23 protein-coding genes are annotated in these 25,570 nt (G+C 61.5%); 11 read left to right on the top strand and 12 right to left on the bottom strand.

Annotated elements, in window-relative coordinates:
- Positions 1 to 13 precede the first annotated feature (13 nt).
- From ASC85_RS12065 to ASC85_RS12050, 4 genes are all read right to left on the bottom strand, one after another.
- Positions 14 to 1,969 carry an acyltransferase family protein gene (locus ASC85_RS12065; RefSeq protein WP_057449471.1) on the bottom strand — a complete coding sequence of 652 codons (1,956 nt, stop codon included), beginning with the start codon at positions 1,967 to 1,969 and terminating at the stop codon, positions 14 to 16.
- A gap of 138 nt (positions 1,970 to 2,107) precedes the next feature.
- On the bottom strand, positions 2,108 to 3,367 hold the full coding sequence (gene rho / locus ASC85_RS12060) for a transcription termination factor Rho (protein WP_003206716.1): 1,260 nt from the start codon (positions 3,365 to 3,367) through the stop codon (positions 2,108 to 2,110).
- Between the two features lie 241 nt (positions 3,368 to 3,608).
- A complete protein-coding gene (trxA, locus tag ASC85_RS12055; RefSeq protein ID WP_003206727.1) occupies positions 3,609 to 3,938 on the bottom strand; it encodes a thioredoxin TrxA in 330 nt (109 codons plus the stop codon).
- 121 nt (positions 3,939 to 4,059) lie between these two features.
- Positions 4,060 to 4,767, bottom strand: a complete 708-nt coding sequence (locus tag ASC85_RS12050; protein ID WP_057449470.1) for a FadR/GntR family transcriptional regulator — start codon at positions 4,765 to 4,767, stop codon at positions 4,060 to 4,062.
- Positions 4,768 to 5,021: 254 nt separating this feature from the next.
- Between ASC85_RS12050 and ASC85_RS12040 the strand changes: the two genes are divergently transcribed.
- The 5 genes from ASC85_RS12040 (at position 5,022) to ppx (ending at position 9,677) form a co-directional block, all read left to right on the top strand.
- Positions 5,022 to 5,807, top strand: a complete 786-nt coding sequence (locus ASC85_RS12040) for a transporter substrate-binding domain-containing protein (RefSeq protein ID WP_014340791.1) — start codon at positions 5,022 to 5,024, stop codon at positions 5,805 to 5,807.
- Positions 5,808 to 5,828: 21 nt separating this feature from the next.
- Positions 5,829 to 6,509, top strand: a complete 681-nt coding sequence (locus ASC85_RS12035; protein ID WP_057449468.1) for an amino acid ABC transporter permease — start codon at positions 5,829 to 5,831, stop codon at positions 6,507 to 6,509.
- Entirely contained in the window at positions 6,506 to 7,156 is a 651-nt protein-coding gene (locus ASC85_RS12030; protein ID WP_003206735.1) for an amino acid ABC transporter permease, read from the top strand. The genes ASC85_RS12035 and ASC85_RS12030 overlap by 4 nt, the downstream gene beginning before the upstream one ends.
- A complete protein-coding gene (locus ASC85_RS12025; protein ID WP_057449467.1) occupies positions 7,143 to 7,877 on the top strand; it encodes an amino acid ABC transporter ATP-binding protein in 735 nt (244 codons plus the stop codon). The genes ASC85_RS12030 and ASC85_RS12025 overlap by 14 nt, the downstream gene beginning before the upstream one ends.
- Before the next feature lie 297 nt (positions 7,878 to 8,174).
- A complete protein-coding gene (gene ppx / locus ASC85_RS12020; RefSeq protein ID WP_003206738.1) occupies positions 8,175 to 9,677 on the top strand; it encodes an exopolyphosphatase in 1,503 nt (500 codons plus the stop codon).
- Positions 9,678 to 9,912: 235 nt separating this feature from the next.
- Here ppx and ppk1 read toward each other — a convergent pair whose 3' ends face one another.
- Both ppk1 and hemB read right to left on the bottom strand, forming a co-directional pair.
- Positions 9,913 to 12,129: a polyphosphate kinase 1 gene (gene ppk1 / locus ASC85_RS12015; protein WP_057449466.1), complete on the bottom strand. Its 2,217-nt coding sequence runs from the start codon at positions 12,127 to 12,129 to the stop codon at positions 9,913 to 9,915.
- A gap of 17 nt (positions 12,130 to 12,146) precedes the next feature.
- Entirely contained in the window at positions 12,147 to 13,160 is a 1,014-nt protein-coding gene (gene hemB, locus ASC85_RS12010) for a porphobilinogen synthase (protein WP_057449465.1), read from the bottom strand.
- Between the two features lie 205 nt (positions 13,161 to 13,365).
- Between hemB and ASC85_RS12005 the strand changes: the two genes are divergently transcribed.
- On the top strand, positions 13,366 to 13,989 hold the full coding sequence (locus ASC85_RS12005; RefSeq protein ID WP_057449464.1) for a DedA family protein: 624 nt from the start codon (positions 13,366 to 13,368) through the stop codon (positions 13,987 to 13,989).
- Here the strand turns inward: ASC85_RS12005 and ASC85_RS12000 are convergent.
- Positions 13,970 to 15,205 (bottom strand): sterol desaturase family protein, encoded by a 1,236-nt coding sequence (locus ASC85_RS12000; RefSeq protein ID WP_057449463.1) that lies wholly within the window; start codon positions 15,203 to 15,205, stop codon positions 13,970 to 13,972. The genes ASC85_RS12005 and ASC85_RS12000 overlap by 20 nt on opposite strands.
- A 123-nt stretch (positions 15,206 to 15,328) precedes the next feature.
- On the opposite strand from ASC85_RS12000, the gene elbB reads away from it, so the two are divergent.
- Complete coding sequence (gene elbB / locus ASC85_RS11995; RefSeq protein ID WP_057449462.1) at positions 15,329 to 15,997, top strand: isoprenoid biosynthesis glyoxalase ElbB; 669 nt, start codon at positions 15,329 to 15,331, stop codon at positions 15,995 to 15,997.
- Positions 15,998 to 16,026: 29 nt separating this feature from the next.
- Here elbB and ASC85_RS11990 read toward each other — a convergent pair whose 3' ends face one another.
- Together ASC85_RS11990 and ASC85_RS11985 are read right to left on the bottom strand one after the other, a co-directional pair.
- Positions 16,027 to 16,482 (bottom strand): YaiI/YqxD family protein, encoded by a 456-nt coding sequence (locus ASC85_RS11990; protein ID WP_057449461.1) that lies wholly within the window; start codon positions 16,480 to 16,482, stop codon positions 16,027 to 16,029.
- 149 nt (positions 16,483 to 16,631) lie between these two features.
- Positions 16,632 to 18,530, bottom strand: a complete 1,899-nt coding sequence (locus ASC85_RS11985) for a cytochrome c/FTR1 family iron permease (protein ID WP_057449460.1) — start codon at positions 18,528 to 18,530, stop codon at positions 16,632 to 16,634.
- 313 nt (positions 18,531 to 18,843) lie between these two features.
- Here ASC85_RS11985 and ASC85_RS11980 point away from each other — a divergent pair, with 313 nt between their 5' ends.
- From ASC85_RS11980 to ASC85_RS11965, 4 genes are all read left to right on the top strand, one after another.
- Positions 18,844 to 20,238, top strand: coding sequence for a COG3014 family protein (locus tag ASC85_RS11980; RefSeq protein ID WP_057449459.1), 1,395 nt, complete (start codon positions 18,844 to 18,846; stop codon positions 20,236 to 20,238).
- An 18-nt stretch (positions 20,239 to 20,256) separates the two neighbouring features.
- Positions 20,257 to 20,628 carry a YcfL family protein gene (locus ASC85_RS11975; protein ID WP_003206754.1) on the top strand — a complete coding sequence of 124 codons (372 nt, stop codon included), beginning with the start codon at positions 20,257 to 20,259 and terminating at the stop codon, positions 20,626 to 20,628.
- A gap of 196 nt (positions 20,629 to 20,824) precedes the next feature.
- Positions 20,825 to 21,412 carry a penicillin-binding protein activator LpoB gene (gene lpoB / locus ASC85_RS11970; RefSeq protein WP_003177333.1) on the top strand — a complete coding sequence of 196 codons (588 nt, stop codon included), beginning with the start codon at positions 20,825 to 20,827 and terminating at the stop codon, positions 21,410 to 21,412.
- A gap of 3 nt (positions 21,413 to 21,415) precedes the next feature.
- Positions 21,416 to 22,159: a hypothetical protein gene (locus ASC85_RS11965; protein WP_057449458.1), complete on the top strand. Its 744-nt coding sequence runs from the start codon at positions 21,416 to 21,418 to the stop codon at positions 22,157 to 22,159.
- Between the two features lie 128 nt (positions 22,160 to 22,287).
- Here the strand turns inward: ASC85_RS11965 and rhtB are convergent, their stop codons facing one another.
- The 3 genes from rhtB to ASC85_RS11950 form a co-directional block, all read right to left on the bottom strand.
- A complete protein-coding gene (rhtB, locus tag ASC85_RS11960) occupies positions 22,288 to 22,920 on the bottom strand; it encodes a homoserine/homoserine lactone efflux protein (protein ID WP_057449457.1) in 633 nt (210 codons plus the stop codon).
- Between the two features lie 142 nt (positions 22,921 to 23,062).
- A complete protein-coding gene (locus ASC85_RS11955) occupies positions 23,063 to 23,644 on the bottom strand; it encodes a mechanosensitive ion channel family protein (protein WP_014340805.1) in 582 nt (193 codons plus the stop codon).
- Positions 23,644 to 25,554, bottom strand: a complete 1,911-nt coding sequence (locus tag ASC85_RS11950; protein WP_057449456.1) for an ATP-binding cassette domain-containing protein — start codon at positions 25,552 to 25,554, stop codon at positions 23,644 to 23,646. Before ASC85_RS11950 ends, ASC85_RS11955 begins: the two co-directional genes overlap by 1 nt.
- Between the last annotated feature and the right edge of the window lie 16 nt (positions 25,555 to 25,570).

Raw genomic sequence — 25,570 nt, 5'->3', positions numbered from 1 at the left:
TGCATGGCCGCGATCAATTGTCAGTCGTACCCAGCAGCATCGGGGTAAACAATGGGCTCAGCCGGGCGCTGCCAAGGTCAGACAGATGATCCTCGTCCCTGTACTGAGAATAGCCGTTGACCTCTATGCTGCAGATTTGGCCCGAACACATCAGCGGGGTCGGGTCGATGACATGCACCCCCGGATCGGCAGCGCTCATCGAATCGAACAAGGCACTTAGAAACCCCTGGCGTGCCAAGTGTTCCTGCAGTGGACGCCCCAACCCCTCGGCCGAACGCCCGACACGGGCCAGGCTGGTCAATCGACTGATAGCCCCCTTGCGCTGCAACGGGACTTCCTTGAACAACCACACTTGCACGCCCGCCTCCCTCAACATTGCCACCCGTGCCTTGAGCGCCGCAGCCATACGCGCCTCGGCCTCGCCCCTGTTGTCACGAGGATTGAGCAACACCTTCTTGTCGCCATCCTCGCGACCGTAAACGTAAAGACTCCAATTGGAGGCCAGCACCACATCTTTGATCTGCAGACGGCGAACCTGCTCCATGGTGTTTTCGTTAAAATCCCTGCAACGCTGACGCAGATCGTCGCTCAGGATCGGCGGGCAGGCGCTCATGCTGTAGAGCCATACCGGGCGCCCCTCACGTGTGGCGTTATCTTCAATCGCCGGCAACAACGCCGCGGCATGGCTGTCACCCCAGAACAGTTGAGTCGCCGGGGTTTCTTTGCTCCCGCCAATCAGGCACGCCTTGTCCAGACTCTTGTCCGAGGTCACCAGCATGCATTCCATCTGCCCGGCCTTCCAATCCAACGCCTGCGCATATTCCAGCGCCTTGCCGGTAAGGCGTTGTGGAAAGCCATCCGCCGAACGCACCACCGAGCCTGTCACCGCCAGGGCAACCATGGCCAGCAAACCTCCTACCAACACAGGCTTGCGTCCGGGCAGCAAGCGTTTCTCACGAAACGGAAGTTCGACGAAACGCCAGCTCAGCCAGGCAAGACTCAACGCCAGCAACATCCAGCCCACCGCCTCCAGATGCTCGATACCGTCGATGGAAACAGCATTGGCGTAGACATAGACCGGCCAATGCCACAGGTAAAGGGAATAGGAAATCAAACCAATCCAGACGAGCACCCTGGCACCGAGCAGTTGAGCGACCCAGGTCGAACCCTGCGCCCCGGACCAAATCAGCGCGGTGGCGCCGAGAACAGGCAGTAGAGCGGCCCAACCCGGGAACGTCGTAGTCCTGTCAAAGGTGAAAACAGCCAGCAGCACCGCCGCCAACCCGGCCACACCCGCCAACTGATAGAGCCACGGCCTCACAGCGTGTCTGGAGGTGGGCAATACCGCGAGCATCGCACCGCACAACAGCTCCCAGGCGCGTGTCGGCAAGGAGAAAAAAGCGACGTCAGGCTTGCGGTCGATATAAGCGATGTTCAGCCCGAAGGAAATCAGCAAGACGGCAAACAGCATCCAGCGCCAATGACGCACATGACGCATCAACAACACCATCAGCAGCGGAAAGAAAATGTAGTACTGCTCCTCGACAGCCAATGACCAGGTATGAAGCAGCGGCTTCAGGTCTGACGCTGGCTCGAAGTAGCCGTCTTCACGCATGAACAAGATGTTTGAAATGAACAGCGACTGATAACGAACCGTCCGGCCAAGTTCCGAAAAGTCCTTTGCCGTCAGCAGCGACCAGCCCAGGGCCAAGGTTACCAACAGCACCAGGCTCAAAGCCGGAAGGATACGTCGCGCACGTCGGGCCCAGAAATCGACGAAGCTGAAACGCTGCGCACTGATCTCACGGAACAGGATGCTGGTTATCAGGAACCCGGAAATGACAAAGAAGACATCGACCCCGACAAAGCCGCCGCTGAACGTGCTGAAGCCGAAATGAAACAACACCACCGGGATAACAGCCAAGGCCCTCAAGCCGTCGATATCACGGCGATTGCCAAATGTGTGCATAACGCTCGTTGCCTTAAAATATACAATACCAACAGGAAGGACACTGCCGGCCTTTAAAAGTGTCGATTTTGATACAAACTTCAGCAAAAAAAAGAGCGCCCCTGTTAAGGGCGCTCTTTTTTGAAGCGTTGCTTCGTGTTACTTGCGTTTCATCGACAGGAAGAACTCGTCGTTGGTCTTGGTCGTCTTCAGCTTGTCGACCAGGAACTCGATGGCGGCGACTTCATCCATCGGATGCAGCAGCTTGCGCAGGATCCACATGCGCTGCAACTCGTCGTCGGCGGTCAGCAACTCTTCGCGGCGTGTGCCGGAACGGTTGATGTTGATGGCCGGGAACACACGCTTCTCGGCAATACGGCGATCCAGAGGCAGCTCCATGTTGCCGGTGCCCTTGAATTCCTCGTAGATCACTTCGTCCATCTTCGAACCGGTTTCAACCAGCGCGGTGGCGATGATGGTCAGCGAACCGCCTTCCTCGATGTTCCGCGCGGCGCCGAAGAAACGCTTCGGTTTTTCCAGCGCGTGGGCATCGACACCACCGGTCAGCACCTTGCCGGAGCTCGGGATCACGGTGTTGTAGGCACGGGCCAGACGGGTGATGGAGTCCAGCAGGATCACCACGTCCTTCTTGTGCTCGACCAGGCGCTTGGCCTTCTCGATCACCATTTCGGCAACCTGCACGTGGCGGGTCGGCGGTTCGTCGAACGTCGAGGCGACCACTTCGCCGCGCACGGTGCGCTGCATCTCGGTCACTTCTTCCGGACGTTCGTCGATCAGCAGCACGATCAGGTGAACTTCAGGGTTGTTACGGGCGATGTTGGCCGCGATGTTCTGCAGCATGATCGTCTTGCCCGCTTTCGGCGGCGCCACGATCAGGCCACGCTGGCCCTTGCCGATGGGTGCGCACAGGTCGATGACACGACCGGTGAGGTCTTCGGTGGAACCGTTGCCGGCTTCCATCTTCATGCGCACGGTCGGGAACAGCGGGGTCAGGTTCTCGAAGAGAATCTTGTTTTTCGCGTTTTCCGGACGATCGAAGTTGATCGTGTCGACCTTGAGCAGGGCGAAGTAACGCTCGCCTTCCTTCGGAGGGCGAATCTTGCCAACGATGGTGTCACCGGTGCGCAAGTTGAAGCGACGGATCTGGCTCGGCGAGACGTAGATATCGTCTGGGCCGGCGAGATAGGAAGCGTCTGCGGAGCGAAGGAAGCCGAAGCCGTCCTGGAGAATCTCCAGCACGCCATCACCGGAGATTTCCTCGCCGCTTTTCGCGTGCTTCTTGAGCAGGGAGAAAATCACGTCCTGCTTGCGCGAACGGGCCATATTTTCTATGCCCATCTGTTCGGCCAATTCGAGCAGTTCGGTAATCGGCTTTTGCTTGAGTTCAGTCAGATTCATATAGGAATGACGTAATCATTTATGGAGGGGGGAAATTAAGCTTTTGGCTTAATGAGGCCGCGCCGCGGAGAAGGCGACAGGATCGCGTACTTATTCGAAAGGAGAGCGTCGGCGACGGCTTGCAGGGGGCAATGGAGAAACCAGTGCGGGGCCGAATGTACCACCTGGGTTTGCAAGCGTCTAGCCCCGAATAACGAAAAAGCCCCGCGATTTGCGGGGCTTTTCCAGTGGCATTCGGCGCTTAGATGTTGGCGTCGAGGAAAGCAGCCAGTTGCGACTTCGACAGCGCACCTACTTTGGTGGCTTCGACGTTGCCGTTCTTGAACAGCATCAGGGTCGGGATACCGCGCACGCCGTGCTTGGCCGGAGTCTCCTGGTTTTCGTCGATGTTCAGCTTGGCAACGGTCAGCTTGCCTTTGTAGGTCTCGGCAATCTCGTCCAGGACCGGGGCAATCATTTTGCAGGGACCGCACCACTCAGCCCAATAGTCGACCAGTACCGCGCCTTCGGCCTTGAGTACGTCAGCCTCGAAGCTAGCGTCGCTAACGTGTTTGATCAGATCGCTGCTCATGGAAATCTCCGGGGTTGTCAGCAAAAAAACGTGGCCCATCATAGCGGCCCTTCCCGGGTTCAGGAAGCCGCAGTTGATTGAGTCTCGCTATGGCGGTCGATGGCTTTGGGTATGGCCGAGGTCACGAAGCCGCGGGGGCGACGAAGGAAATCCCGGTACGCAGTGCAGCGTTACGTACATGTTCCTGCATGGCTTTTTGCGCAGCGCCTGAAGCCCGACGGGCCAGGGCGCGAAGGATCTTGCGATGCTCCTGCCAGGTTTCCATCGCCCGCTCCGCCCTGATGAACGGTAGTTTCTGGCTTTCCAGGAAGATGTCGGCGCTGGCAGTAAGGATGCTCAGCATCGCCTGGTTGCCGCTGGCCAACAGGATTCGCCGATGAAATTCGAAATCCAGCCGCGCAGCGGCGTCGAAATCGCCGGTCTTCAATTCCCGGCGCATGGCTTCGACATTGTCTTGCAGCATGTCCAGCTCATCGGCGCTGAGGGTCACCGCCGCCAACCCCGCCGCGAAACCCTCCAGGGCGTAGCGCAACTGGAAGATATCCACTGGCGAGGCCTGGGCCGCGAACGGCCAGCCCGGCGCCGATTCGCTGCGCGAGGCCTCTACCAGGGCCTGCACGAACACCCCTTTGCCCGGCTGCACGCTGATCATGCCCAGGGCACTGAGGGATGACAGCGCTTCGCGCAGCGACGCCCGGCTCACCCCCAATTGCAGCGCCAGGTCCCGTTGCGACGGCAACGCATCGCCCGGGCCGAAGCCTTCATCGACGATCAGTTTGCGGATGGCTTGCAGGGCCACTTCAGGAACGGCGCGAGCGATGGAATTCATGATTTTTAAGACGAACCGGGCCAGTGAGCGGCTAGTTGTAAAGCTATTCGCCGCGCCCGGCAAGTCGTGCCCCAGCAGGGTTCGGCGACAAATACCGACGCCCGATAACGGTGCGAAAAACGCCATGACTGTTCAGACCAGTAAGACCGCTCCCCACCAGCAAAACCGCGGCTTGGGCCGCTGAAAAGTCGCCTTGGCATGGCCTGTGCTCTGTCCGAACGCAGAAATCACATCACCGATTGCGGAGATTCGCCATGATTCAGCGTTGCAGCGCCCTGCTCACAGCCCTGTTTGCCAGCCTGATGCTCTGTCAGCTACCCGCCCACGCCGATGGCCTGGAAGACGTGGTCAAGCGTGGCACCCTCAAGGTCGCCGTGCCCCAGGACTTCCCGCCATTCGGTTCGGTAGGCCCGGACATGAAACCCCGCGGCCTGGACATCGACACCGCAAAACTGCTGGCCGACCAGCTCAAGGTCAAGCTTGAGCTGACGCCGGTCAACAGCACCAACCGCATCCCCTTCCTGACCACCGGCAAGGTCGACCTGGTGATTTCCAGCCTGGGCAAGAACCCGGAACGGGAGAAGGTCATCGACTTCTCCAGCGCCTACGCGCCGTTCTACCTGGCCGTGTTCGGCCCGCCTGACGCCGCCATCAACAACCTGGACGATCTCAAGGGCAAGACCATCAGCGTCACCCGTGGCGCCATCGAAGACATCGAGCTGACCAAGGTCGCCCCCGAAGGCACCACCATCAAGCGCTTCGAAGACAACAATTCGACCATCGCCGCCTACCTGGCCGGCCAGGTCGACCTGATCGCCAGCGGCAACGTGGTGATGGTCGCCATCAGCGAACGCAACCCCAAGCGTGTTCCGGCGCTGAAGGTAAAACTCAAGGACTCGCCGGTTTACGTGGGCGTGAACAAGAACGAGCCGGCGCTGTTGGACAAGGTCAACCAGATCCTCGCCACCGCCAAGACCGATGGCAGCCTGGAGAAAAACTCCCAGACCTGGCTCAAGCAGCCGCTGCCGGCCGATCTCTGACCGTCGCTTGAGAGGCTGAGCATGGCTTATCAGTTCGATTTTCTACCGGTGGTGCAAAACACCGAGCTGCTGTTGCGCGGTGCGCTGTTCACCCTGGAACTGACGGCCATCGGCACGTTGCTCGGGGTCAGCCTGGGCATCGTCGGGGCCGTGGTGCGGGCGTGGAACATTCGTCCGTTCGCGGCGATCTTCGGCGTGTACGTGGAGTTGATCCGCAACACGCCGTTCCTGGTGCAGCTGTTTTTCATCTTCTTCGGCTTGCCGTCCCTGGGCCTGCAGATTTCCGAATGGCAGGCGGCGGTGCTGGCGATGGTGATCAACCTCGGCGCCTACTCCACCGAGATCATTCGCGCCGGCATCCAGGCGATCCCAAGGGGGCAACTGGAAGCCGCCGCGGCCCTGGCGATGAGCCGCTTCGAGGCCTTCCGCCACGTGGTGCTGCTGCCGGCGCTGGGCAAGGTCTGGCCGGCGTTGAGCAGCCAGATCATCATCGTGATGCTCGGCTCGGCGGTCTGTTCGCAGATCGCCACCGAAGAGTTGAGCTTTGCCGCCAACTTCATCCAGTCACGTAACTTCCGCGCGTTCGAAACCTATGCGCTGACCACGCTCATCTACTTGTGCATGGCGCTGTTGATCCGCCAGTTCCTCAACTGGGTGGGCCGCCGCTGCCTGTACAAAAACAGCAACGGGAGCGGCCGATGAGCGATTTCACTTTCTGGGACGTGGTGCGCAACCTGCTCACCGGCCTGCAATGGACCCTGGCGCTGTCGCTGGTGGCGTTTATCGGTGGCGGCGTGATCGGTTTGCTGATCATGGTGCTGCGCATCTCCAAGAGCGCCCTGCCCCGCAACATCGCCCGTACCTACATTGAACTGTTCCAAGGCACACCGCTGTTGATGCAGTTGTTCCTGGTGTTCTTCGGCGTGGCCCTGGCCGGGGTGGAGATTTCCCCCTGGATGGCGGCGGCAATTGCCTTGACGCTGTTTACCAGCGCCTACCTGGCGGAGATCTGGCGCGGTTGTGTCGACTCGATTTCCCACGGCCAGTGGGAAGCCTCGGCGAGCCTGGCCCTCAACCCGCTGGAGCAGTTGCGCTACGTGATCCTGCCCCAGGCCCTGCGCATCGCCGTGGCGCCGACCGTGGGCTTTTCGGTGCAAGTGGTCAAGGGCACGGCCGTGACCTCGATCATTGGCTTTACCGAACTGACCAAGACCGGCGGCATGCTCGCCAACGCCACGTTCGAGCCGTTCATGGTCTATGGCCTGGTCGCCCTCGGTTATTTCCTGCTCTGCTACCCCTTGTCCCTCAGTGCGCGCTACCTGGAAAGGAGACTGCATGCCTCTGCTTAGAATTACCGCCCTGCATAAATACTACGGCGATCATCACGTGCTCAAAGGCATCGACCTGAGTGTCGAGGAAGGCCAGGTGGTGGCGATCATCGGCCGCAGCGGCTCGGGCAAATCCACCTTGCTGCGCACCCTCAACGGCCTGGAATCGATCAACGATGGCGTGATCGAAGTCGACGGCGAATACCTCGATGCGGCCCGCGCCGACCTGCGCAGCCTGCGGCAGAAAGTCGGAATGGTGTTCCAGCAGTTCAACCTGTTCCCGCACCTGACGGTGGGCGAGAACGTCATGCTCGCGCCACAAGTTGTGCAAAAAGTGCCCAAGGCCAAGGCGGCCGTGCTGGCGCGGCAGATGCTGGAACGGGTCGGGCTCGGCGAGAAATTCGATGCCTTCCCGGATCGTTTGTCCGGCGGCCAGCAACAACGGGTGGCGATTGCCCGGGCGCTGGCGATGTCGCCGAAGGTACTGCTGTGCGACGAAATCACCTCGGCCCTGGACCCGGAGCTGGTCAATGAAGTGCTCAGCGTGGTGCGCCAGTTGGCCAAGGAAGGCATGACGCTGATCATGGTCACCCATGAAATGCGTTTTGCCCGGGAAGTCGGCGACAAGCTGGTGTTCATGCACCAGGGCAAGGTGCATGAGGTGGGCGATCCCAAGGTGCTGTTCGCCAATCCGCAGACGGCCGAACTGGCGAATTTTATCGGGATGGTCGAGCCGGCCTGATTTTCTCAGCCAAGGAACACTCTGTGGCGAGGGAGTTTGCTCCCGCTCGGTTCTGTAGGAGCTGGCGAAGCCTGCGATCTTTTGATCTTTCGCTCCAGACTCAATTGGCAGTGGAAAGATCGCAGCCTCGTTGCACTCGTCAGCTCCTACATAGCTCCTACAGGCCCAGCGGGAGCAAGCTCCCTCGCCACAAGGCACCCTGCAAGCTGCTCTGGCTCAAGGGTTTGGTTCAGGCGCGTTGGCGTAAGCGGTCGATCGTGGCAGGATGGCGAGGTTATCGACCGAGACTTTTTGACCATGCCGCCATCCCAAGCCAAGAATCTGTCCCTGATCGCTGCCATAGACCTGGGCTCCAACAGCTTCCACATGGTCGTCGCCAAGGCCCAGAACGGTGAAATCCGCATTCTTGAGCGGCTCGGCGAGAAGGTCCAACTGGCCGCCGGTATCGACGAAGAGCGCAAGCTGAGCGAAGAATCCATCCAGCGCGGGCTCGATTGCCTCAAGCGCTTTGCCCAACTGATCAACGGCATGCCCCTGGGCGCAGTGCGGATCGTGGGCACCAACGCCCTGCGCGAGGCGCGCAACCGTGGCGAGTTCATCCGCCGCGCCGAAGAAATCCTCGGGCATCCGGTGGAAGTCATTTCCGGGCGTGAAGAAGCCCGCCTGATCTATCTGGGCGTCTCCCACACATTGGCCGACACCCCGGGCAAGCGCCTGGTGGCGGACATCGGTGGCGGCAGTACCGAATTCATCATCGGCCAGCGCTTCGAACCGCTGCTGCGCGAAAGCCTGCAGATGGGCTGCGTCAGCTACACCCAGCGCTATTTCCGCGACGGCAAGATCACCCCGGCCCGCTACGCCCAGGCCTACACGGCGGCGCGCCTGGAAATCATGAGCATCGAACACGCCCTGCACCGCCTGACCTGGGACGAAGCCATCGGCTCCTCAGGGACCATTCGCGCCATCGGCCTGGCCCTCAAGGCCGGCGGCCACGGCACCGGTGAGGTCAACGCCGAGGGCCTGGCCTGGCTCAAGCGCAGGGTGTTCAAGCTCGGCGAAGCGGACAAGATCGATTTCGAAGGCATCAAGCCCGACCGCCGGGCGATTTTCCCCGCGGGCCTGGCGATCCTCGAGGCGATTTTCGACGCCCTCGAACTGCAACGCATGGACCACTGTGAAGGCGCCCTGCGCGAAGGCGTGCTGTATGACCTGCTGGGGCGTCATCATCACGAAGACGTGCGCGAGCGTACCCTGGGCTCGCTCATGGAGCGTTATCACGTCGACCTGGAACAAGCCGTACGGGTCGAGCGCAAGGCGCTGCACGCCTTCGACCAGGTGGCCGACGACTGGGACCTTAACGACGGAGTCTGGCGCGAGTTGCTGGGCTGGGCCGCCAAGGTCCATGAAGTGGGCCTGGATATTGCCCACTATCACTACCACAAGCATGGCGCCTACCTGATCGAGCATTCGGACCTGGCGGGGTTTTCCCGGGAAGACCAGCAAATGCTCGCGCTGTTGGTGCGCGGCCATCGGCGCAATATCCCCAAGGATAAATTTGCCGAGTTCGGCGATGACGGCATCAAGCTGATTCGCCTGTGCGTGCTGCTGCGCTTTGCGATCCTGTTCCATCACATCCGTGGCACCCAGGAAATGCCCCAGGTGGTCCTGCACGCCAATGGCGATCAGTTGGATGTGCTGTTTCCCGAAAATTGGCTGGAAGAGAATCAATTGACCCAGGCCGACTTCGCCCAGGAAGCGGAATGGCTGACCCGGGTCGGGATTGTGTTGAACATCCACTGATTATCGACTGCAACGCAGATCTCTTGTGGCGAGGGGATTTATCCCCGCTGGCTGTGTAGGAGCTGTCGAGTGCAACGAGGCTGCGATCTTTCCCCTGACACTTGAGTCCCAAGCGAAAGATCAAAAGATCGCAGCCTTCGGCAGCTCCTACAGCGCAGCCCAGCGGGGATAAATCCCCTCGCCACAGCAAGCTCCCTCGCCACAAAAGCTAAGCCTGCCCCCAACCTTCGAGCGTTTAACGAACCGCCAACACCGGGCTGCTCAAGCGCTCGAGCAAGGTCGCCTGGGCGCTGCGCGGGTTCTGGTTACCGGTCGGCGTGTTGCGGATGTAACGGCCATCCGACTGCAAGCTCCAGCTGTGGGTGTTGTCGGTAAGGTAGCTTTCCAGCTCTTTCTTGACCCGCAGGATCAGCTTCTTGCCTTCCACCGGGAAGCAGGTCTCGACCCGCTTGTCGAGGTTGCGCTCCATCCAGTCGGCGCTGGACAGGAACATCTGCTCCTCTCCGCCGTTGAGGAAGTAGAACACCCGCGTATGTTCCAGGAAGCGCCCGATGATCGAGCGTACGTGGATGTTGTGGGACACCCCCGGAATGCCCGGTCGCAGGCAGCACATGCCACGCACCACCAGGTCGATGCGCACGCCCGACTGGCTGGCCTTGTACAACGCACGAATGATCTTCGGGTCGGTCAGCGAGTTGAACTTGGCAATGATGTGGGCCGGCTTGCCGTCCAGGGCGAACTGCGTCTCCCGGGCGATCATGTCCAGCATGCCCTTTTTCAGGGTGAACGGCGCATGCAGCAGTTTCTTCATGCGCAGGGTCTTGCCCATGCCGATCAACTGGCTGAACAGCTTGCCGACGTCTTCGCACAAGGCATCGTCAGAGGTCAGCAAACTGTAGTCGGTGTACAGGCGAGCGTTGGCGGCGTGGTAGTTGCCGGTGCCCAAGTGGGCGTAACGCACGATCTCACCGGCTTCACGGCGCAGGATGAGCATCATCTTGGCGTGGGTCTTGAAGCCGACCACGCCATAGATCACCACCGCACCGGCCGCTTGCAGGCGGCTGGCCAGTTGCAGGTTGGACTCCTCGTCGAAGCGCGCGCGCAATTCGATCACGGCCGTGACCTCCTTGCCGTTTCGCGCCGCGTCCACCAGGGCATCGACGATTTCCGAGTTGGCGCCGCTGCGGTACAGGGTCTGGCGCACCGCCAGGACGTGGGGATCCTTGGCGGCCTGGCGCAGCAGGTCGACCACTGGCGTGAACGACTCGAACGGGTGCAGCAGCAGGATGTCCTGCTTGCTGACCACGCTGAAAATATTCTCGCTGTTTTGCAGCAGTTTCGGGATCTGCGGCGTGAACGGCAGGTATTGCAGCTCCGGATGGCTGTCCAGGCCGGTGATGCTGAACAGTCGGGTCAGGTTGACCGGGCCGTTGACCTGATACAGCTCCGTCTCATGCAGGTTGAACTGCTTGAGCAGGTAATCGGACAGGTGTTTGGGGCAGGTATCGGCCACCTCCAGGCGCACCGCGTCACCGTAGCGACGGGAGAACAGCTCGCCGCGCAGGGCGCGGGCCAGGTCTTCGACATCCTCGGTGTCCACCGACAGGTCGGCGTTACGCGTCAGGCGGAACTGATAGCAACCCTTCACCTTCATGCCCTGGAACAGGTCATCGGCATGGGCGTGGATCATCGACGACAGGAACACATAATTGTCGCCAGGGCCGCCGACGTCTTCCGGCACGCGGATGATACGCGGCAGCAGGCGTGGCGCCGGAATGATCGCCAGGCCGGAATCGCGACCGAAGGCGTCGATGCCTTCCAGTTCGACGATGAAGTTCAGGCTCTTGTTGACCAGCAGCGGGAACGGGTGCGTCGGATCGAGGCCGATCGGGGTGATGATCGGCGCGATCTCGTCGCGGAAATAGCGGCGCACCCAAGTCTTGAGCTTGGTGGTCCAATAGCGGCGACGGATGAAGCGCACCTGGTGCTTTTCCAACTCCGGCAACAGGATGTCGTTGAGGATCGCGTACTGCCGGTCCACATGACCGTGGACCAGTTCGCTGATGCGCGCCAGGGCCTGGTGCGGTTGCAGGCCATCGGCGCCGGCCTGTTCACGGGCGAAGGTGATCTGCTTCTTCAGCCCGGCGACGCGGATTTCGAAAAACTCATCCAGGTTGCTGGAAAAGATCAGCAGGAACTTCAGCCGTTCCAGCAGCGGGTAGGACTCGTCCAGCGCCTGCTCCAGCACGCGGATGTTGAACTGCAATTGCGACAGCTCCCGATGGATGTACAAGCTGCTGTCATCCAGGCTGGGAATCACAATCGCCGGGGCCGGTGCGGGCTCGACGACCGCCGGGGCAGCAGGCTCCAGCGTCGGCGGTGTCTCGGCAATCTGCTCGACCACGGGCTGAGCATCTTTTACGGCAACTTCGGAGAGTCCTTCGGTATTCATCGCAAGTTCCTGGGAGGCTATTTCTGCTCTCGTAACAATTGGGCGGCGCGCACGGCAAAGTAAGTCAGGATGCCATCAGCACCTGCGCGCTTGAAAGCGGTCAAGGACTCCAGGATCACCCCTTCGCCCAACCAGCCGTTCTGGATCGCGGCCATGTGCATCGCGTACTCGCCGCTGACCTGATAAACAAAGGTCGGCACTTTGAATTCGTCTTTGACCCGGCAAAGAATGTCGAGGTAGGGCATGCCAGGCTTGACCATGACCATGTCTGCCCCTTCTGACAAGTCAGCCGCCACTTCGTGCAAGGCTTCCTGACTGTTGGCCGGGTCCATCTGATAAGAGGCCTTGTTGGCCTTGCCCAGGTTCAGGGCCGAGCCGACCGCGTCGCGGAACGGGCCGTAATAGGCGCTGGCGTACTTGGCCGAGTAGGCCATGATCCGCACGTTGACGTGACCGGCCACCTCGAGGGCTTCGCGGATCGCCTGGATGCGCCCGTCCATCATGTCCGACGGCGCCACCACCTGAGCACCGGCCTCGGCGTGGGACAGGGCCTGCCTGACCAGTGCATCGACGGTAACGTCGTTCTGCACGTAGCCTTCTTCATCGAGGATACCGTCCTGCCCGTGGGTGGTGAACGGGTCCAGCGCCACGTCGGTGATCACCCCCAGCTCCGGGAAGCGCGCGCGCAAGGCGCGGGTCGCGCGTTGAGCGATGCCTTGCGGGTTCCAGGCTTCGGCGGCGTCCAGGGACTTGAGGGTCGGCGGCGTGACCGGGAACAGCGCCAGCGCCGGAATGCCCAACTCGACCCAGTGGGCGGCTTCTTCGAGCAGCAGGTCGATGGTCAGGCGTTCCACCCCGGGCATCGACGCCACCGCTTCGCGACGGTTCTCACCGTCCAGCACGAATACCGGCAGGATCAGGTCATTGGTGGTCAGCACGTTTTCACGCACCAGCCGACGAGAGAACTCATCACGACGGTTGCGACGCAGGCGGGTAGCAGGGAACAGACGATTGGCGGGGGTAAAGCTCACGGCAGACTCCTGAGCCCGTGCTGACGGGCGAGCGTGACAGTTATAAGCGCCCATTATGACGAAGACATTACAGTTGTGTGCACCTGCGTCCTGTCGTCGCAGTTATTGTCATTGTAGGAATTGTTCACGTCGAGACACATTTCGATACTTTCCTGAATGTGTCTGAAGGGTTAGGCTGCGCGTTCATTTCGCCAGCACCCAGACAATGCTCCAACAATTTCTGCATGACTTCGGCTACTTGGCCTTGTTTATCGGCACGTTCTTCGAAGGCGAAACTATCCTCGTGCTCGCAGGTTTCCTGGCGTTCCGTGGCTACATGGACATCAATCTGGTGGTCGTCGTGGCGTTCTGCGGCAGCTACGCGGGCGATCAGCTGTGGTATTTCCTGGGCCGCAAGCACGGGCGCAAGCTCCTGGCGCGCAAGCCGCGCTGGCAGTTGATGGGGGATCGGGCGCTGGAGCACATTCGCCGACATCCGGACATCTGGGTCCTGAGCTTCCGCTTCGTCTATGGCCTGCGCACGGTGATGCCGGTGGCGATCGGCCTGTCAGGCTATCCGCCAGGTCGTTACCTGCTACTTAACGGCATCGGTGCGGCGGTCTGGGCCACGGCGCTGGCCGCGGCCGCGTACCACTTTGGCGCGGTGCTCGAAGGCATGCTGGGCAGCATCAAGAAGTATGAATTGTGGGTACTCGGCGCACTGCTGGTGCTGGGCCTGGTCTTGTGGCTGCGCCGACGCATCAAGAATGCGCGCCTGGCCAGGAAAGTCCTCGAAGCCGAGCGCCTGGAGCAAGCCAGGTCCGGCGAACCTACGACGCCAACCGAGTAAACCGGGTACGGCAGCAATACAGCCCGATGCCGCTGAGCAGGCTGTAGCTGAGCAACCCGGCCCAGGTCACGGGGCTGGCCGGCCACAACCCGGCCAGTGGCGCCAGCCATACCAGCGGCAGGTTCGAGGCCAGTCGCAACAGCTCCAGCCGCAACGCCCACGGGCGATTCTCCAGGGCCACCCCCAACACGAACAGCCCGAACGCCACCGCGCCCCAACCCAGCACCAGGGCGGCGATCGGCAGGTTGGCTTCAAGGTTCATCAGATAACTGCCCAAGGCAATGTAGGCGCAGAACTGCAGCCCCACGTACCACTGCTGACGAACATCCAACGGCACTTCGAATTTGCGGAACAGGCTCAAGTCCGGCTTGTTCAGCGGGTACTTGGCCGCGACGTCCGCCGGTCGCCAACCGGTGGGCATGAACCAGATCCGCAGCTTGTCCCACCAACGCCCGGCCCGCCGCGCATCGGCCCACAGCTGCGCATAGAACTGCAGGTTGGCCCACACCGGATTCCAACTCGCCAACGGCGTGGTCACGCCGAAAATCACCGGCTCGTTGGCGTCTTCTTCCTGGAAGGTGCCAAACAGGCGGTCCCAAATAATGAACACCCCGCCGTAGTTGCGATCCATGTAGAGAGGGTTCTGTGCATGGTGGGCACGATGATTGGACGGCGTAACGAAGCACCACTCCAGCCAGCCGAGCTTGGGAATGTGCTGGGTGTGGACCCAGAACTGGTACAGCAGATTCAACGCCGCGACGCTGACGAAGACCGCCAGCGGCACGCCCAGCACAGCGAGCGGGAGGTAGAAGATCCAGCTCAGCAGGAACCCGGTGCTGGTCTGGCGCAACGCCGTGGAAAGGTTGTAGTCCTCGCTCTGGTGGTGCACCGAATGGGCGGCCCAGAGGATGTTGCGTTCATGGCCCATGCGGTGCAGCCAGTAATAACAGAAGTCGTAGAGCACAAAGGCAAACACCCAGGTCCAGGCCCGGTCGGCCGGCAGTTCGATGACAGCCAGGTGTTTCAACGCAAAGGCGTAGGTCACCAGCCCCACGCCCTTGGTCAACAGGCCCGTTGTGGTCGACAGCACGCCGGTGCTCAAGCTGTTGATCGCGTCTGCCACACGGTAGTGGCTCACGCCCCGCCAGCGATCGGCCAGCAACTCGACGGCGATCAGCACGAAGAAGAACGGCACGGCATACAGGATGAAGTTCATGACGCAACCCGGGCATGCAAGGCAGGGAGATAGTCGGCAGATTAGGTGTAGCTGCCCGATCCCCCTATGGCAACGAGTGACAAATTAGTAGACATTTAACGCCATGAATCTGGAGAAAAGCCCATGAGCAAAAAAATTGCAGTGATCCTTTCCGGCTGTGGCGTGTATGACGGCGCCGAGATCCACGAAAGCGTGATCACCTTGCTGCGTCTCGATCAGCGTGGGGCTCACGTCCAGTGCTTCGCCCCCAACATTGCCCAGTTGCACGTGATCAATCACCTGACCGGCGAGGAAATGCCCGAGAGCCGCAACGTGTTGGTGGAATCGGCGCGGATAGCCCGGGGCAACGTGAAGGACTTGCGTGAAGCCAGGGCCGAGGATTTCGACGCCCTGATCATACCCGGTGGTTTTGGCTCGGCGAAAAACCTCTCCAACTTTGCCGTCGAAGGCGCTGGCTGCACGGTCCAGCCAGAGGTCCTGGCACTGACCGAAGCCTTTGCCGAGGCTGGCAAACCGGTCGGGCTGATCTGCATCTCCCCGGCCCTGGCGGCGAAAATCTATGGCCCGGGTGTGGTCTGCACCATCGGCAACGACGTCGACACTGCCGCCGCCGTGACCAAAATGGGGGGCACTCACGAAGAGTGCGCCGTCACCGATATCGTTGAAGACCGCGCGCGCAAACTGGTCAGCACCCCGGCCTACATGCTGGCGCAGAACATCAGCGAAGCGGCTGCGGGTATCAACAAGCTGGTGGACCGGGTGTTGGAACTGACGCACGAGAACGACGCCTGACCCCACCACCACAGGGGGTCGGGCAAGGCTTAAGCGATTCGGGCCAGGCGCGTCAGGATCCGATCCAGGGCATTGGCAAACCCCTGCTTGTCCCGCTCGCTGTACGCCGCCGGGCCGCCGCCCATGTGGCCCTGTTCACGCAAATCAGTGAACAGGTTGCGCACCGCCAGCCGATCACCCATGTTCTGGGCATCGAACTCCTTGCCTCGTGGATCCAGGGCGGCGACGCCCTTCTTCACCAACCGGTCGGCCAAGGGCACGTCGCTGCAGATCACCAGTTCACCCGGCTCGGCGTGCTCCACCAGGTAATCGTCCGCCGCATCAGGACCACTGGGCACCACGATCAGCTTCACACAAGCCAGGGCCGGCTTGATCTGCGGCTGACCGGCCACCAGCACCACCTCGAACCGGCGCTTCAAGGCGAACTTGACCACCAGTTCCTTCGCCGCCTTGGGGCAGGCATCGGCGTCGATCCATACGCGCATTGAATGGTTTCCTCTAGATTAAAAGCATCGCGGGCAAGCCTTGCTCCCACACAAGCCTTGCTCCCACAAGTCTTGCTCCCATAGCCTGTGGGAGAAAAGCTTGTGTGGGAGCAAGGCTTGCCCGCGATTATGAGCGCAGCGAATGCTTTTCAGGAAACCTGGACCCGACGCTTATCCGCCACCCAACTGCGCCCATACAGCACCACAATCGCCAGGATCGCCACCACTTGAGCGGCCAGCGAATAGGCATCGGCATGAATGCCCAGCCAGTCGAAGTCGAAGAACGCCACCGGATGGGTGCCGAAAATCCCGGCTTCCTGCAACGCCTTCACGCCATGACCGGCGAATACCACCGACAGCGCGCACAGCAACGCGGCATTGATGCTGAAGAACAGCGCCAGCGGCAGTTTCGCCGAGCCGCGCAGGATCACCCAGGCCAGCCCCACCAGCAACACCAGCGCCGTCGCGCCACCGGCCAGTACCGCGTTGTGCCCGGCGGGCCCCGCTTGCAGCCACAGGGTTTCGTAGAACAGGATCACCTCGAACAGTTCGCGATAGACCGAGAAGAACGCCAGGATCGCAAAACCAAAACGCCCACCGCCGCCCACCAGGCTGCTCTTGATGTAGTCCTGCCAGGCCGCTGCGTGGCGACGGTCGTGCATCCACACACCCAGCCACAGCACCATCACACTGGCGAACAACGCCGTCGCGCCTTCAAGCAGCTCGCGCTGGGCGCCGCTGACGTCGATCACATACGCCGCCAGCCCCCAGGTCGCCAGGCCAGCCAACAGCGCCAGGCCCCAACCGACGTTAACGCTGCGCACCGCCGACTGCTGGCCGGTGTTACGCAGGAACGCCAGGATCGCCGCCAGCACCAGGATCGCTTCCAGCCCTTCGCGAAGCAGAATCAGCAAGCCGGAGATGTAGCTCAGCGACCAGCTCAAGCCATCACCGCCCAGCAGGCCGGCTGACTCCTTCAACTTGGCCTTGGCCGCGTCCAGCCGCTGTACCGCCTGCTCGATAGGCAAACCGTCCTGCAGAGACTGACGGTAGGCCATCAGGGACTTTTCGGTGTCCTTGCGCACGTTGGCGTCGACGTTATCCAGCGAGCTTTCCACCAGCTCGAAACCTTCCAGGTAAGCGGCTACCGACAGGTCGTAGGCCTGGTCGTGGTCTCCGGCACGGTACGCCGCGATGCTTTTATCCAGGGTGGCCGCCGTGTAGTCGAGCAACTGCGCCGGGCCTCGTTGCACTTGCGGCGGCTGGGCGCGCTGGGCACGGAACGTCGCCGCCGCTGCCGGGCCTTGCGCGGCGAGGACTTCGGCCGGGGTCTGGCGCGCCAGGTCAGCGAGGTTGAAGACCTGTTCGCTTTTGGCGGCGGCCGGGTCGGCGCTGAAGCTGGCGATGTAGGTCGCCAGGTCCCAGCGCTGACGGTCGTCGAGCTGATCGGCGAAGGCCGGCATGTCGGTGCCTTCGATGCCCATGCCGACGGTGTTGTAGATCGCATAGAGACTCAGGCGATCCAGGCGCTGGGCGTCCCGCATGTTGGCGGGTGGCGGTTCCAGGCCGACACCTGCTGGACCGTCGCCGGCACCGTTGGCGCCGTGGCACACCGAGCAATTCTGGGCATACAGCGGCGCACCGCGGGAGGGATCGGGGGTGATCACCGGCGCCTGGCTGACTTCATATGCCACCGCCAGCTTGGCCCCTAGTTGCCGCGCTAGGCGGGCGACGTCACTGCCGTCCTGGCGCTGGGTGATAGCGCTGCGCAAGGTGTCGATACCCTGGGTCAATTCAGCCTTTTCCGGCTTGGCCGGCAGCCCGGCGATCAACCCTTCCAGCACCTGGGTGAATTCCAACTGCTCGCGGTATTCCCCGTCCTCGATGACCTTGCCGGCCTCGACCGTCGCCGGGTAGTCCGCACCGATGTAATCCAGCAAATGCAGCGCCTGCGGGGCGCCCTCGACGGTGTCGGCCAGCAGCGAGGTGCTGCACAGCGCAAGCAATGGCAGTACAAGCCAGGCCAGGAAACGGAACGGCGCAGTCATGAATGACTCTCGATTGGTAATAAGAAGTAACACATTGTTCACTTCCAATGACTTTGGCTCAAGAGCCGATGTGCTTTGACGGCACATTTTCATCGGATTCCCGCTTTGGAGGTGATGTCACAAAAACGGCATTTCGAGATTGAAAAGCCATTACATAGCCAAGCGCCATGTTTATAATCGCGCCGCCTTCTTATTGTTCGATGGCATAAAAGCTCCTCTTCTTATGAGGAACCGACAGCGTCCCGACGTTTGTCCGTGGGATCGCTCCAGCCCGACCCGCAAACCCCGGCTGTTACTCAGGGAAGAAATATTCATGGCATCCCGTGCCGTTTTTTCGGTCGCCCTCGGTGCGATCACCTTGTTGTCCGGCTGTTCGGCTTTTCGCAACTACGACAGCGAATTGGCCCAGACCAACCAGCAGCTGGCTTCCGGCAACGTCGACGGCGCATTGACGCTGCTGGAAAAGAACAACACCAACCAGGACAAGGACCTGCTGTATTACTTCGAGAAAGGTGAACTGCTGCGCGCCAAGGGCGACCTGTCTGGCAGCCAGATTGCCTGGACCAGCGCCGATCAGCAGGTAGGCCAATGGGAAGACGCGGTCAAACTCGACACAGCCAAGTACCTGGCCCAGTTCGGCAGCTTCCTGGTCAACGATAAAGTCCGCCGCTACGAAGGCTACGATTACGAAAAGGTCATGCTGACCACGCAGATGGCGCTGAACCTGCTGGCCGTGAATGACTTCGACGGGGCGCGGACCCAGATCAAGAAGACCCACGAACGCGAGGCGGTGATCGCCGACCTGCGGGACAAGGAATACCTCAAGCGCGAGGAAGACGCCGAGAAGCAAGGGGTCAAGACCGAATACAAGGACCTCAAGGGTTACCCGGTGGCCAGCCTCGACGCCCCGGAAGTGGTCAGCCTGAAAAACAGTTATCAGAGCGCGTTCAGCCATTACCTGGCCGGCTTCGTCTATGAAGCCCTGGGTGAAAAGGACCTGGCCGCACCGGGTTACCGCAAGGCCGCCGAACTGCGCCCCAACACGCCGCTGCTGGAACAGGCCCTGCTCAACCTCGACAAGCCTGCCACCAAGAACGATGACAGCGACATCCTGATCGTGGTGCAGAGTGGCCTGGCACCGTCCCGGGACTCGATCCGCATTCCCCTGCCCTTGCCGATCAGCGGCAACGTGGTCATCACGCCGTTGTCGTTCCCGCTGATCAAACCTGACACCTCCACGGCCACCTTCAGCCAGATCGGTGTTGACGGCCGTCAGTTGGACCTGACCCAGCTCAACAGCACCACCGCCATGTCCCGCCGCGCCCTGCGCGACGATATGCCGGGCATCATCCTGCGCACCACCGTGCGCGCCGTCACCCGTGGCGTGGCGCAAAAGCAGATCAACGAGACCAACCCCCTGGCCGGCCTGGCCGTCGGCCTCACCTCGGCCGTACTCGAAGGTGCCGATACCCGGACCTGGCGCACCCTGCCCGACTACACCCAGGTGGTGCGCCTGCGCCTGAAGAAAGGCGAGCACCAGGTCACCTTGCCAAGCTCGGTGGGCGGTTCGGTGGTCAAGGTCACCGTCGACCAGCGCTACCAGGTCATCAGCCTGCGGGCGGTGGGTAACCAGGTGTTCGCCGGTGGCCTGGCTGCCCAGGTGATGCCAAGCGCCAACCCGACCGCCCTTGCCCTCAAGCAACCTTAAGAACGGAGTCTTGTTCACATGCGTTTAAAACTGATCGCCGTCGGCGCCCTGGCCTTGCTGGCCGGTTGCGCCACCCCGCCGCCACCGGAGCCGGGCAGCGCCGCCAGCAAGGTCGTGGCGATGGGCAAGACCAAAAACATCGTGGTCGGCGCCATGCGCGTGGCCCGGGAAAACGGCTACATGACCGTCAACGTGCAGCTGAGCAACACCAGCTACAACAACAAGACGATGTATTACCGCTTTGCCTGGCTGGGGCCGGAAGGCTTTCCGATCGCCGAGGAAGAAACCTGGAAAAGCCTGACGCTGTACGGCGAACAGACCAGTTTCCTGCCGGCCATCGCACCGACACCCAAGGCGGTGGATTTCCGTTTGGAAATCAATACCCCTTGAGCCTGGGCCATAGGAGCTGATGTAGGCACTGTGTAGGAGCTGACGAGTGCAACGAGGCTGCGATCTTTCCCCAGACACTTGAGTCTCAAGCGAAAGATCAAAAGATCGCAGCCTTCGGCAGCTCCTACAGTGCGCAGCCAGCGGGGATAAATCCCCTCGCCACAAAACCTTTTATACAGTTATTGAGAGCACACACATGTTCGTACGCATCTCCTCCCTCGCCCTCGCCGCCTTGCTGGTCAGCGGCTGTGCCAACAACTCGCCGGTGCTGGGCAACAAGAACATCAGCTACGGCGACACCAAGGCCGTGGAAACCGTGACCAACGAGTTCGGTTCCACCGACCTGCAAATGATCGCCGAGTCCATGACCCGCTCCCTGGCCCAGTCCGGCATCCTGCAGGGTCGCCCGGTGGTCCAGGTCTATGACGTGAAGAACAAGACCAGCGAATACATCGACACCCGTGAAATCACCACCAGCATCAAGACCCAGCTGATGAAGACCGGGGCTGCCCGTTTTGCCAGCGACAACACCGCCATGGATAGCCAGGTCGACCAGCTCAAGTTGCAGAACCAGAGCGGCCTGTACAAGAAAAGCACCGTGGCCAAGACCGGCAACATGATCGCTGCCAAGTACCGTCTCGAAGGCTCCATCAGCTCGATCGTCAAGCGCAGCAGCGACTACAAGGACGTCTTCTACAAATTCAGCCTGCAATTGATCGACGTCGAAAGCGGTCTGGCCGAGTGGATGGACGAAAAAGAAATCCGCAAGACCACGGAGCGTTAAGCCATGCGCACATGGATAGGCATCATGGCCCTGGCCTGCGCATTTGGCGTGCAGGCGGCCCCGAAAGTCGCAGTGACCGACCTTGCGTACCAGGAACGGGTGGAGGAATACATCCACACCGTTTCAGCGCAGAGCAACTTCCAGGCGAACCCTTACAGCGCCAGCGCTTCCTCGAGCTACGACGAGATGGAAGCCACCAGCAGCTACATCGAGCAGGGCGAACTGCGCAAGTTCACCGGCGACATCAAGGGCGAGATCCTGCGCAGCGGGATGTTCCAGCTGACCCAGGGCACACCCCACACCGCGGCGTCCACGGGTGATGTCTATGACGTGATCAAGCGCATCAAGGCCGGGAACTTCAAGGGTGCCGACTACGTGCTGTTCGGCACGGTGTCGGACATCGACTTCACCCGCGACATCAACGAGCTAGCCAATACCGATAGCTATTCGGCGGTGCTGGCGCTGACCCTGGTGGCAGACTTCAGCCTGATCAACACCAAGACCTATGAAATCACCTCGGCCTTTACGGCCATGGGCGAAGGCCAGGACACCAAGCTGTTGAACCACCGGGACGTGCACATCAGCCTCAACCGCCCGCGGGTGGTGCGCGATGTCTCCAAGGCCCTGGGGGAAGACGTGGCGCGGCAACTGAGCGAACAGCTCGGCGGCCCGAGCTACCAACAACCCAGCGAGCCGGTGCAGCGCAACAACCTGCCTCGGGATACGGCGCCGGTGATCCTGCGCTGACCTCGTAGGAGCTGCCGAGCGAAGCGAGGCTGCGATCTTTTTTTCTTTCGCTTGAGATTCAAGTGCCTGGGAAAAGATCGCAGCCTCGCTTCGCTCGACAGCTCCTACAGCTCCACTCACGCTCGGTTTTACACCGCAGCCTTGCGAATCGTCGCGAGCAAACCCGCCGCGCCAATGAACATACCCGCAAAGGCACGGTTCATTCGCCGTTGCTGTTTCGGGGTGCGCAACAGCCGCAGGACTTTGGACGCCAGCCCGGTGTACCCGGCCATGACGATGAGATCGACGATGATCATGGTCACGCCCAGGATCAGGTATTGCTGGATCAACGGCGCATGGGGATTGATGAACTGCGGCAACACCGCCAGCATGAACACCAGCGCCTTGGGGTTGCTGACATTGACCAGAAAGCCGCGAAACACCAGTGCCAGGGGCTTGCCGATGGGCCGCGGGCCCGCATCGTCGGTCATGTCACCGGGAATGGCGCGCCACTGTTTGATACCCAGGTAGACCAGGTAGGCCACGCCGAACCATTTGATCGCATAGAACGCAGTGGCCGACGCCGTAAGGATCGCGCCAACACCGGCGGCGACGATCACGATTTGCAACGCCAGGCCCAATTGCAGGCCCAAGGCGTTCCAGTAACCGCGCCAGAAGCCGTAGCGCAAGCCACTGGACATCGATGCAATGGCACCGGCACCTGGGGAAAGGCTAATCACCCAACAGGCGGCAAAAAACGCCAGCCATGTTTCCAGCAACATTGCACACCTCGGCTCGGATTCGTCGAAACGACTAAGCTAATGCGCCGCCAGGCCGTTGACCACCGTTTTTTGCACAAGCGCCTAAGCCGGTATGAACACCGTGGCGAGGGAGCTTGTTCTCGCTGGGTTGCGTAGCAGTCCCTTACTCGACGAAACCACCCACCGGAAACGCCTCGCTGCCGCGCCAGCGCCGCACCGAACGCTGGAAGAACAGGCTGTTGGGCACTTGCACCATGGCGCTGCCGGTGCCGAGTTCCTCGGGCTCGATCAGCGTGGTGTACAGCAGATTGATCGCCACCACGCGCCCCTTGATGCCGGGCTTGTCGGTGGTGTCCACCAGCTCGACCACATCGCCCAGGCGAAACGGTCCGACGGTGTAGATCAAAACGGCGCAGAACAGGTTCGACAGCACGCTCCAGATGGCAAAGAACGCCACCGCTGCCACCGCGACGAAGCCCGACAGTGCGGTCCATAGCACCGTGGCCGAGACGCCCAGGCGCTCGAGCACCACCAGCACCGCAGTGCCCATGATCAGCCAGCGCAGCACACCCCGCAGGATAATGACCAGTTGGGGTGGGAACGGGTAACGCTCACCCAGGCCCGTAAGGGCCCGCGCCACGACACGCTGCGCGACATAACCGGCCAGCAGGATCAGCAGGATTTGCACACCCAGCCAGATCGGCTCGATCCACATGACAGGTATAGGCAACGCCAACGCTTCCATCAGGACAACGCCTCCAGCTCCGCTTGCAGGTTTTCCAGCAGTTCCAGTGCTTGCATCCACGCCTCCTCGAGTTCCGCTTCCCGAACCTTCAGCTTGGCCTGCTCGGCCAGCAGGTCGCGCAACTCATCTTTGCGCGCTGCCTCGTAGAGACCACTATCGCCAAGGCTGGTTTCGATCTTCTGCAGTTTTTCATGCAGCTTGCCCAGCTCGGCTTCGAGCTTGTCGGCCTCACGCTTGTGCGGCGCCAGTTGCTGGCGCAATGCGGCGGCGGCCTGGCGCTGGGCTTTCTTGTCGGTCTTGTCCGGGTTGACCGGCGTGCTGCTGACCGGCGCGTTGCGCTGACGGTATTCCACCAGCCAACGGGCGTAGTCTTCCAGGTCGCCGTCGAACTCCTCGACCTTGCCGTCAGCCACCAGGAAGAAATTATCCGTGGTGCTCTTGAGCAAATGCCGATCGTGGGACACCACCAGCACCGCACCACTGAATTCCTGCAAGGCCATGGTCAAAGCCAGGCGCATCTCCAGGTCCAGGTGGTTGGTCGGTTCGTCGAGCAGCAACAGGTTTGGCCGGCCCCAGGCGATCAACGCCAGCGCCAGGCGCGCTTTTTCGCCACCGGAGAAATTCAGCACCGGCTCGTCGATGCGCGCTCCGCGGAAATCGAAACCGCCGAGGAAATCGCGCAGGGTCTGCTCACGCTCGGTCGGTGCCAGGCGTTGCAGGTGCAACAGCGGGCTGGCCTTGGAGTCCAGGGAATCGAGCTGATGCTGGGCGAAGTAGCCGACCACCGTGTTCTCGCCCCGGGTCAGACGCCCGGCCAGAGGCTCGAGTTCACCGGAAAGGTTCTTGATCAGGGTCGACTTGCCGGCGCCGTTGGGCCCCAGCAGACCGATCCGCGCACCTGGGGTCAGTTGCAGCTTGACCTTCTCCAGCACGGTCTTGTCGCCGTAGCCCAGGCGCGCGTCGGACAGGTCGATCAACGGGCTGGAAATCTTGGTCGATTCGCGGAAGACAAAATCGAACGGCGAATCGACGTGGGCCGCCGACAACTCTTCCATCCGCTCCAGCGCCTTGATCCGGCTCTGGGCCTGGCGGGCCTTGGTGGCCTGGGCCTTGAAGCGGGCGATGTAGCTTTCCATGTGCGCACGTTGCGCCTGTTGCTTCTCGTAGGCCTGCTGTTGCTGGGCCAGGCGTTCGGCACGCGCGCGCTCGAAGGCGCTGTAGCCGCCGCGGTACAGAGTGAGCTTGCGCTGATCGACATGGGCCACGTGATCCACCACCGCGTCGAGGAAATCACGGTCGTGGGAAATCAGCAGCAGCGTGCCCGGGTAACTCTTGAGCCAGTCTTCGAGCCAGATGATAGCGTCGAGGTCCAAGTGGTTGGTCGGCTCATCGAGCAACAGCAGATCCGAAGGACACATCAAGGCCTGGGCCAGGTTCAGGCGCATCCGCCAGCCACCGGAGAAGTCCCCGACCTGGCGATCCATCTGCTCATTGGTAAAGCCCAGGCCAGCGAGCAGTTTGCGCGCACGGGCATCGGCGGTGTAACCATCGGCACTGTCGAGTTCCGCGTGCAGGCGGGCCTGTGCGGCACCGTCATGGGCCGCTTCGGCCGCAGCCAGGTCACGTTGCACCTGGCGCAGGCGCAGGTCGCCATCGAGCACGTAGTCCACCGCCAGGCGCTCGAGAGTGTCGACCTCCTGGCGCATGTGGGCGATGCGCCAATCGGCCGGCAACAGGCAATCACCCGAGTCCGGGTGCAGCTCGCCTCGCAGCAAGGCGAACAGGCTCGATTTGCCGGCGCCGTTGGCACCGATGAGGCCGGCTTTGTGGCCGGCGTGCAGGGTCAGCTCGGCGTCTTCTAGCAGACGTTGCGGGCCACGCTGTAAAGTCAGGTTCTGAAGTCGGATCATAATGGCGGCGGAGTCT

Origin of the sequence: Pseudomonas sp. Root401, assembly GCF_001425105.1 — a bacterium.
Taxonomy (GTDB): Bacteria; Pseudomonadota; Gammaproteobacteria; order Pseudomonadales; family Pseudomonadaceae; genus Aquipseudomonas; species Aquipseudomonas brassicacearum.
This window is presented reverse-complemented; position numbering and strand designations above follow the sequence as displayed.

Coding starts and splice junctions, on each gene's coding strand:
- ASC85_RS12030 (WP_003206735.1), top strand. CDS start 6,506: ATGAGCGATTTCACTTTCTGGGACGTGGTGCGCAACCTGCTCACCGGC.
- ASC85_RS11985 (WP_057449460.1), bottom strand. CDS start 18,530: ATGACTGCGCCGTTCCGTTTCCTGGCCTGGCTTGTACTGCCATTGCTT.
- ppx (WP_003206738.1), top strand. CDS start 8,175: ATGCCGCCATCCCAAGCCAAGAATCTGTCCCTGATCGCTGCCATAGAC.
- ASC85_RS11950 (WP_057449456.1), bottom strand. CDS start 25,554: ATGATCCGACTTCAGAACCTGACTTTACAGCGTGGCCCGCAACGTCTG.
- ASC85_RS12040 (WP_014340791.1), top strand. CDS start 5,022: ATGATTCAGCGTTGCAGCGCCCTGCTCACAGCCCTGTTTGCCAGCCTG.
- elbB (WP_057449462.1), top strand. CDS start 15,329: ATGAGCAAAAAAATTGCAGTGATCCTTTCCGGCTGTGGCGTGTATGAC.
- trxA (WP_003206727.1), bottom strand. CDS start 3,938: ATGAGCAGCGATCTGATCAAACACGTTAGCGACGCTAGCTTCGAGGCT.
- ASC85_RS11955 (WP_014340805.1), bottom strand. CDS start 23,644: ATGGAAGCGTTGGCGTTGCCTATACCTGTCATGTGGATCGAGCCGATC.
- ASC85_RS12000 (WP_057449463.1), bottom strand. CDS start 15,205: ATGAACTTCATCCTGTATGCCGTGCCGTTCTTCTTCGTGCTGATCGCC.
- ASC85_RS11990 (WP_057449461.1), bottom strand. CDS start 16,482: ATGCGCGTATGGATCGACGCCGATGCCTGCCCCAAGGCGGCGAAGGAA.
- rhtB (WP_057449457.1), bottom strand. CDS start 22,920: ATGTTGCTGGAAACATGGCTGGCGTTTTTTGCCGCCTGTTGGGTGATT.
- lpoB (WP_003177333.1), top strand. CDS start 20,825: ATGTTCGTACGCATCTCCTCCCTCGCCCTCGCCGCCTTGCTGGTCAGC.
- ASC85_RS11980 (WP_057449459.1), top strand. CDS start 18,844: ATGGCATCCCGTGCCGTTTTTTCGGTCGCCCTCGGTGCGATCACCTTG.
- ASC85_RS11975 (WP_003206754.1), top strand. CDS start 20,257: ATGCGTTTAAAACTGATCGCCGTCGGCGCCCTGGCCTTGCTGGCCGGT.
- ASC85_RS12025 (WP_057449467.1), top strand. CDS start 7,143: ATGCCTCTGCTTAGAATTACCGCCCTGCATAAATACTACGGCGATCAT.
- rho (WP_003206716.1), bottom strand. CDS start 3,367: ATGAATCTGACTGAACTCAAGCAAAAGCCGATTACCGAACTGCTCGAA.
- ASC85_RS12065 (WP_057449471.1), bottom strand. CDS start 1,969: ATGCACACATTTGGCAATCGCCGTGATATCGACGGCTTGAGGGCCTTG.
- ASC85_RS11965 (WP_057449458.1), top strand. CDS start 21,416: ATGCGCACATGGATAGGCATCATGGCCCTGGCCTGCGCATTTGGCGTG.
- ASC85_RS12050 (WP_057449470.1), bottom strand. CDS start 4,767: ATGAATTCCATCGCTCGCGCCGTTCCTGAAGTGGCCCTGCAAGCCATC.
- ASC85_RS12035 (WP_057449468.1), top strand. CDS start 5,829: ATGGCTTATCAGTTCGATTTTCTACCGGTGGTGCAAAACACCGAGCTG.
- ASC85_RS12005 (WP_057449464.1), top strand. CDS start 13,366: ATGCTCCAACAATTTCTGCATGACTTCGGCTACTTGGCCTTGTTTATC.
- ppk1 (WP_057449466.1), bottom strand. CDS start 12,129: ATGAATACCGAAGGACTCTCCGAAGTTGCCGTAAAAGATGCTCAGCCC.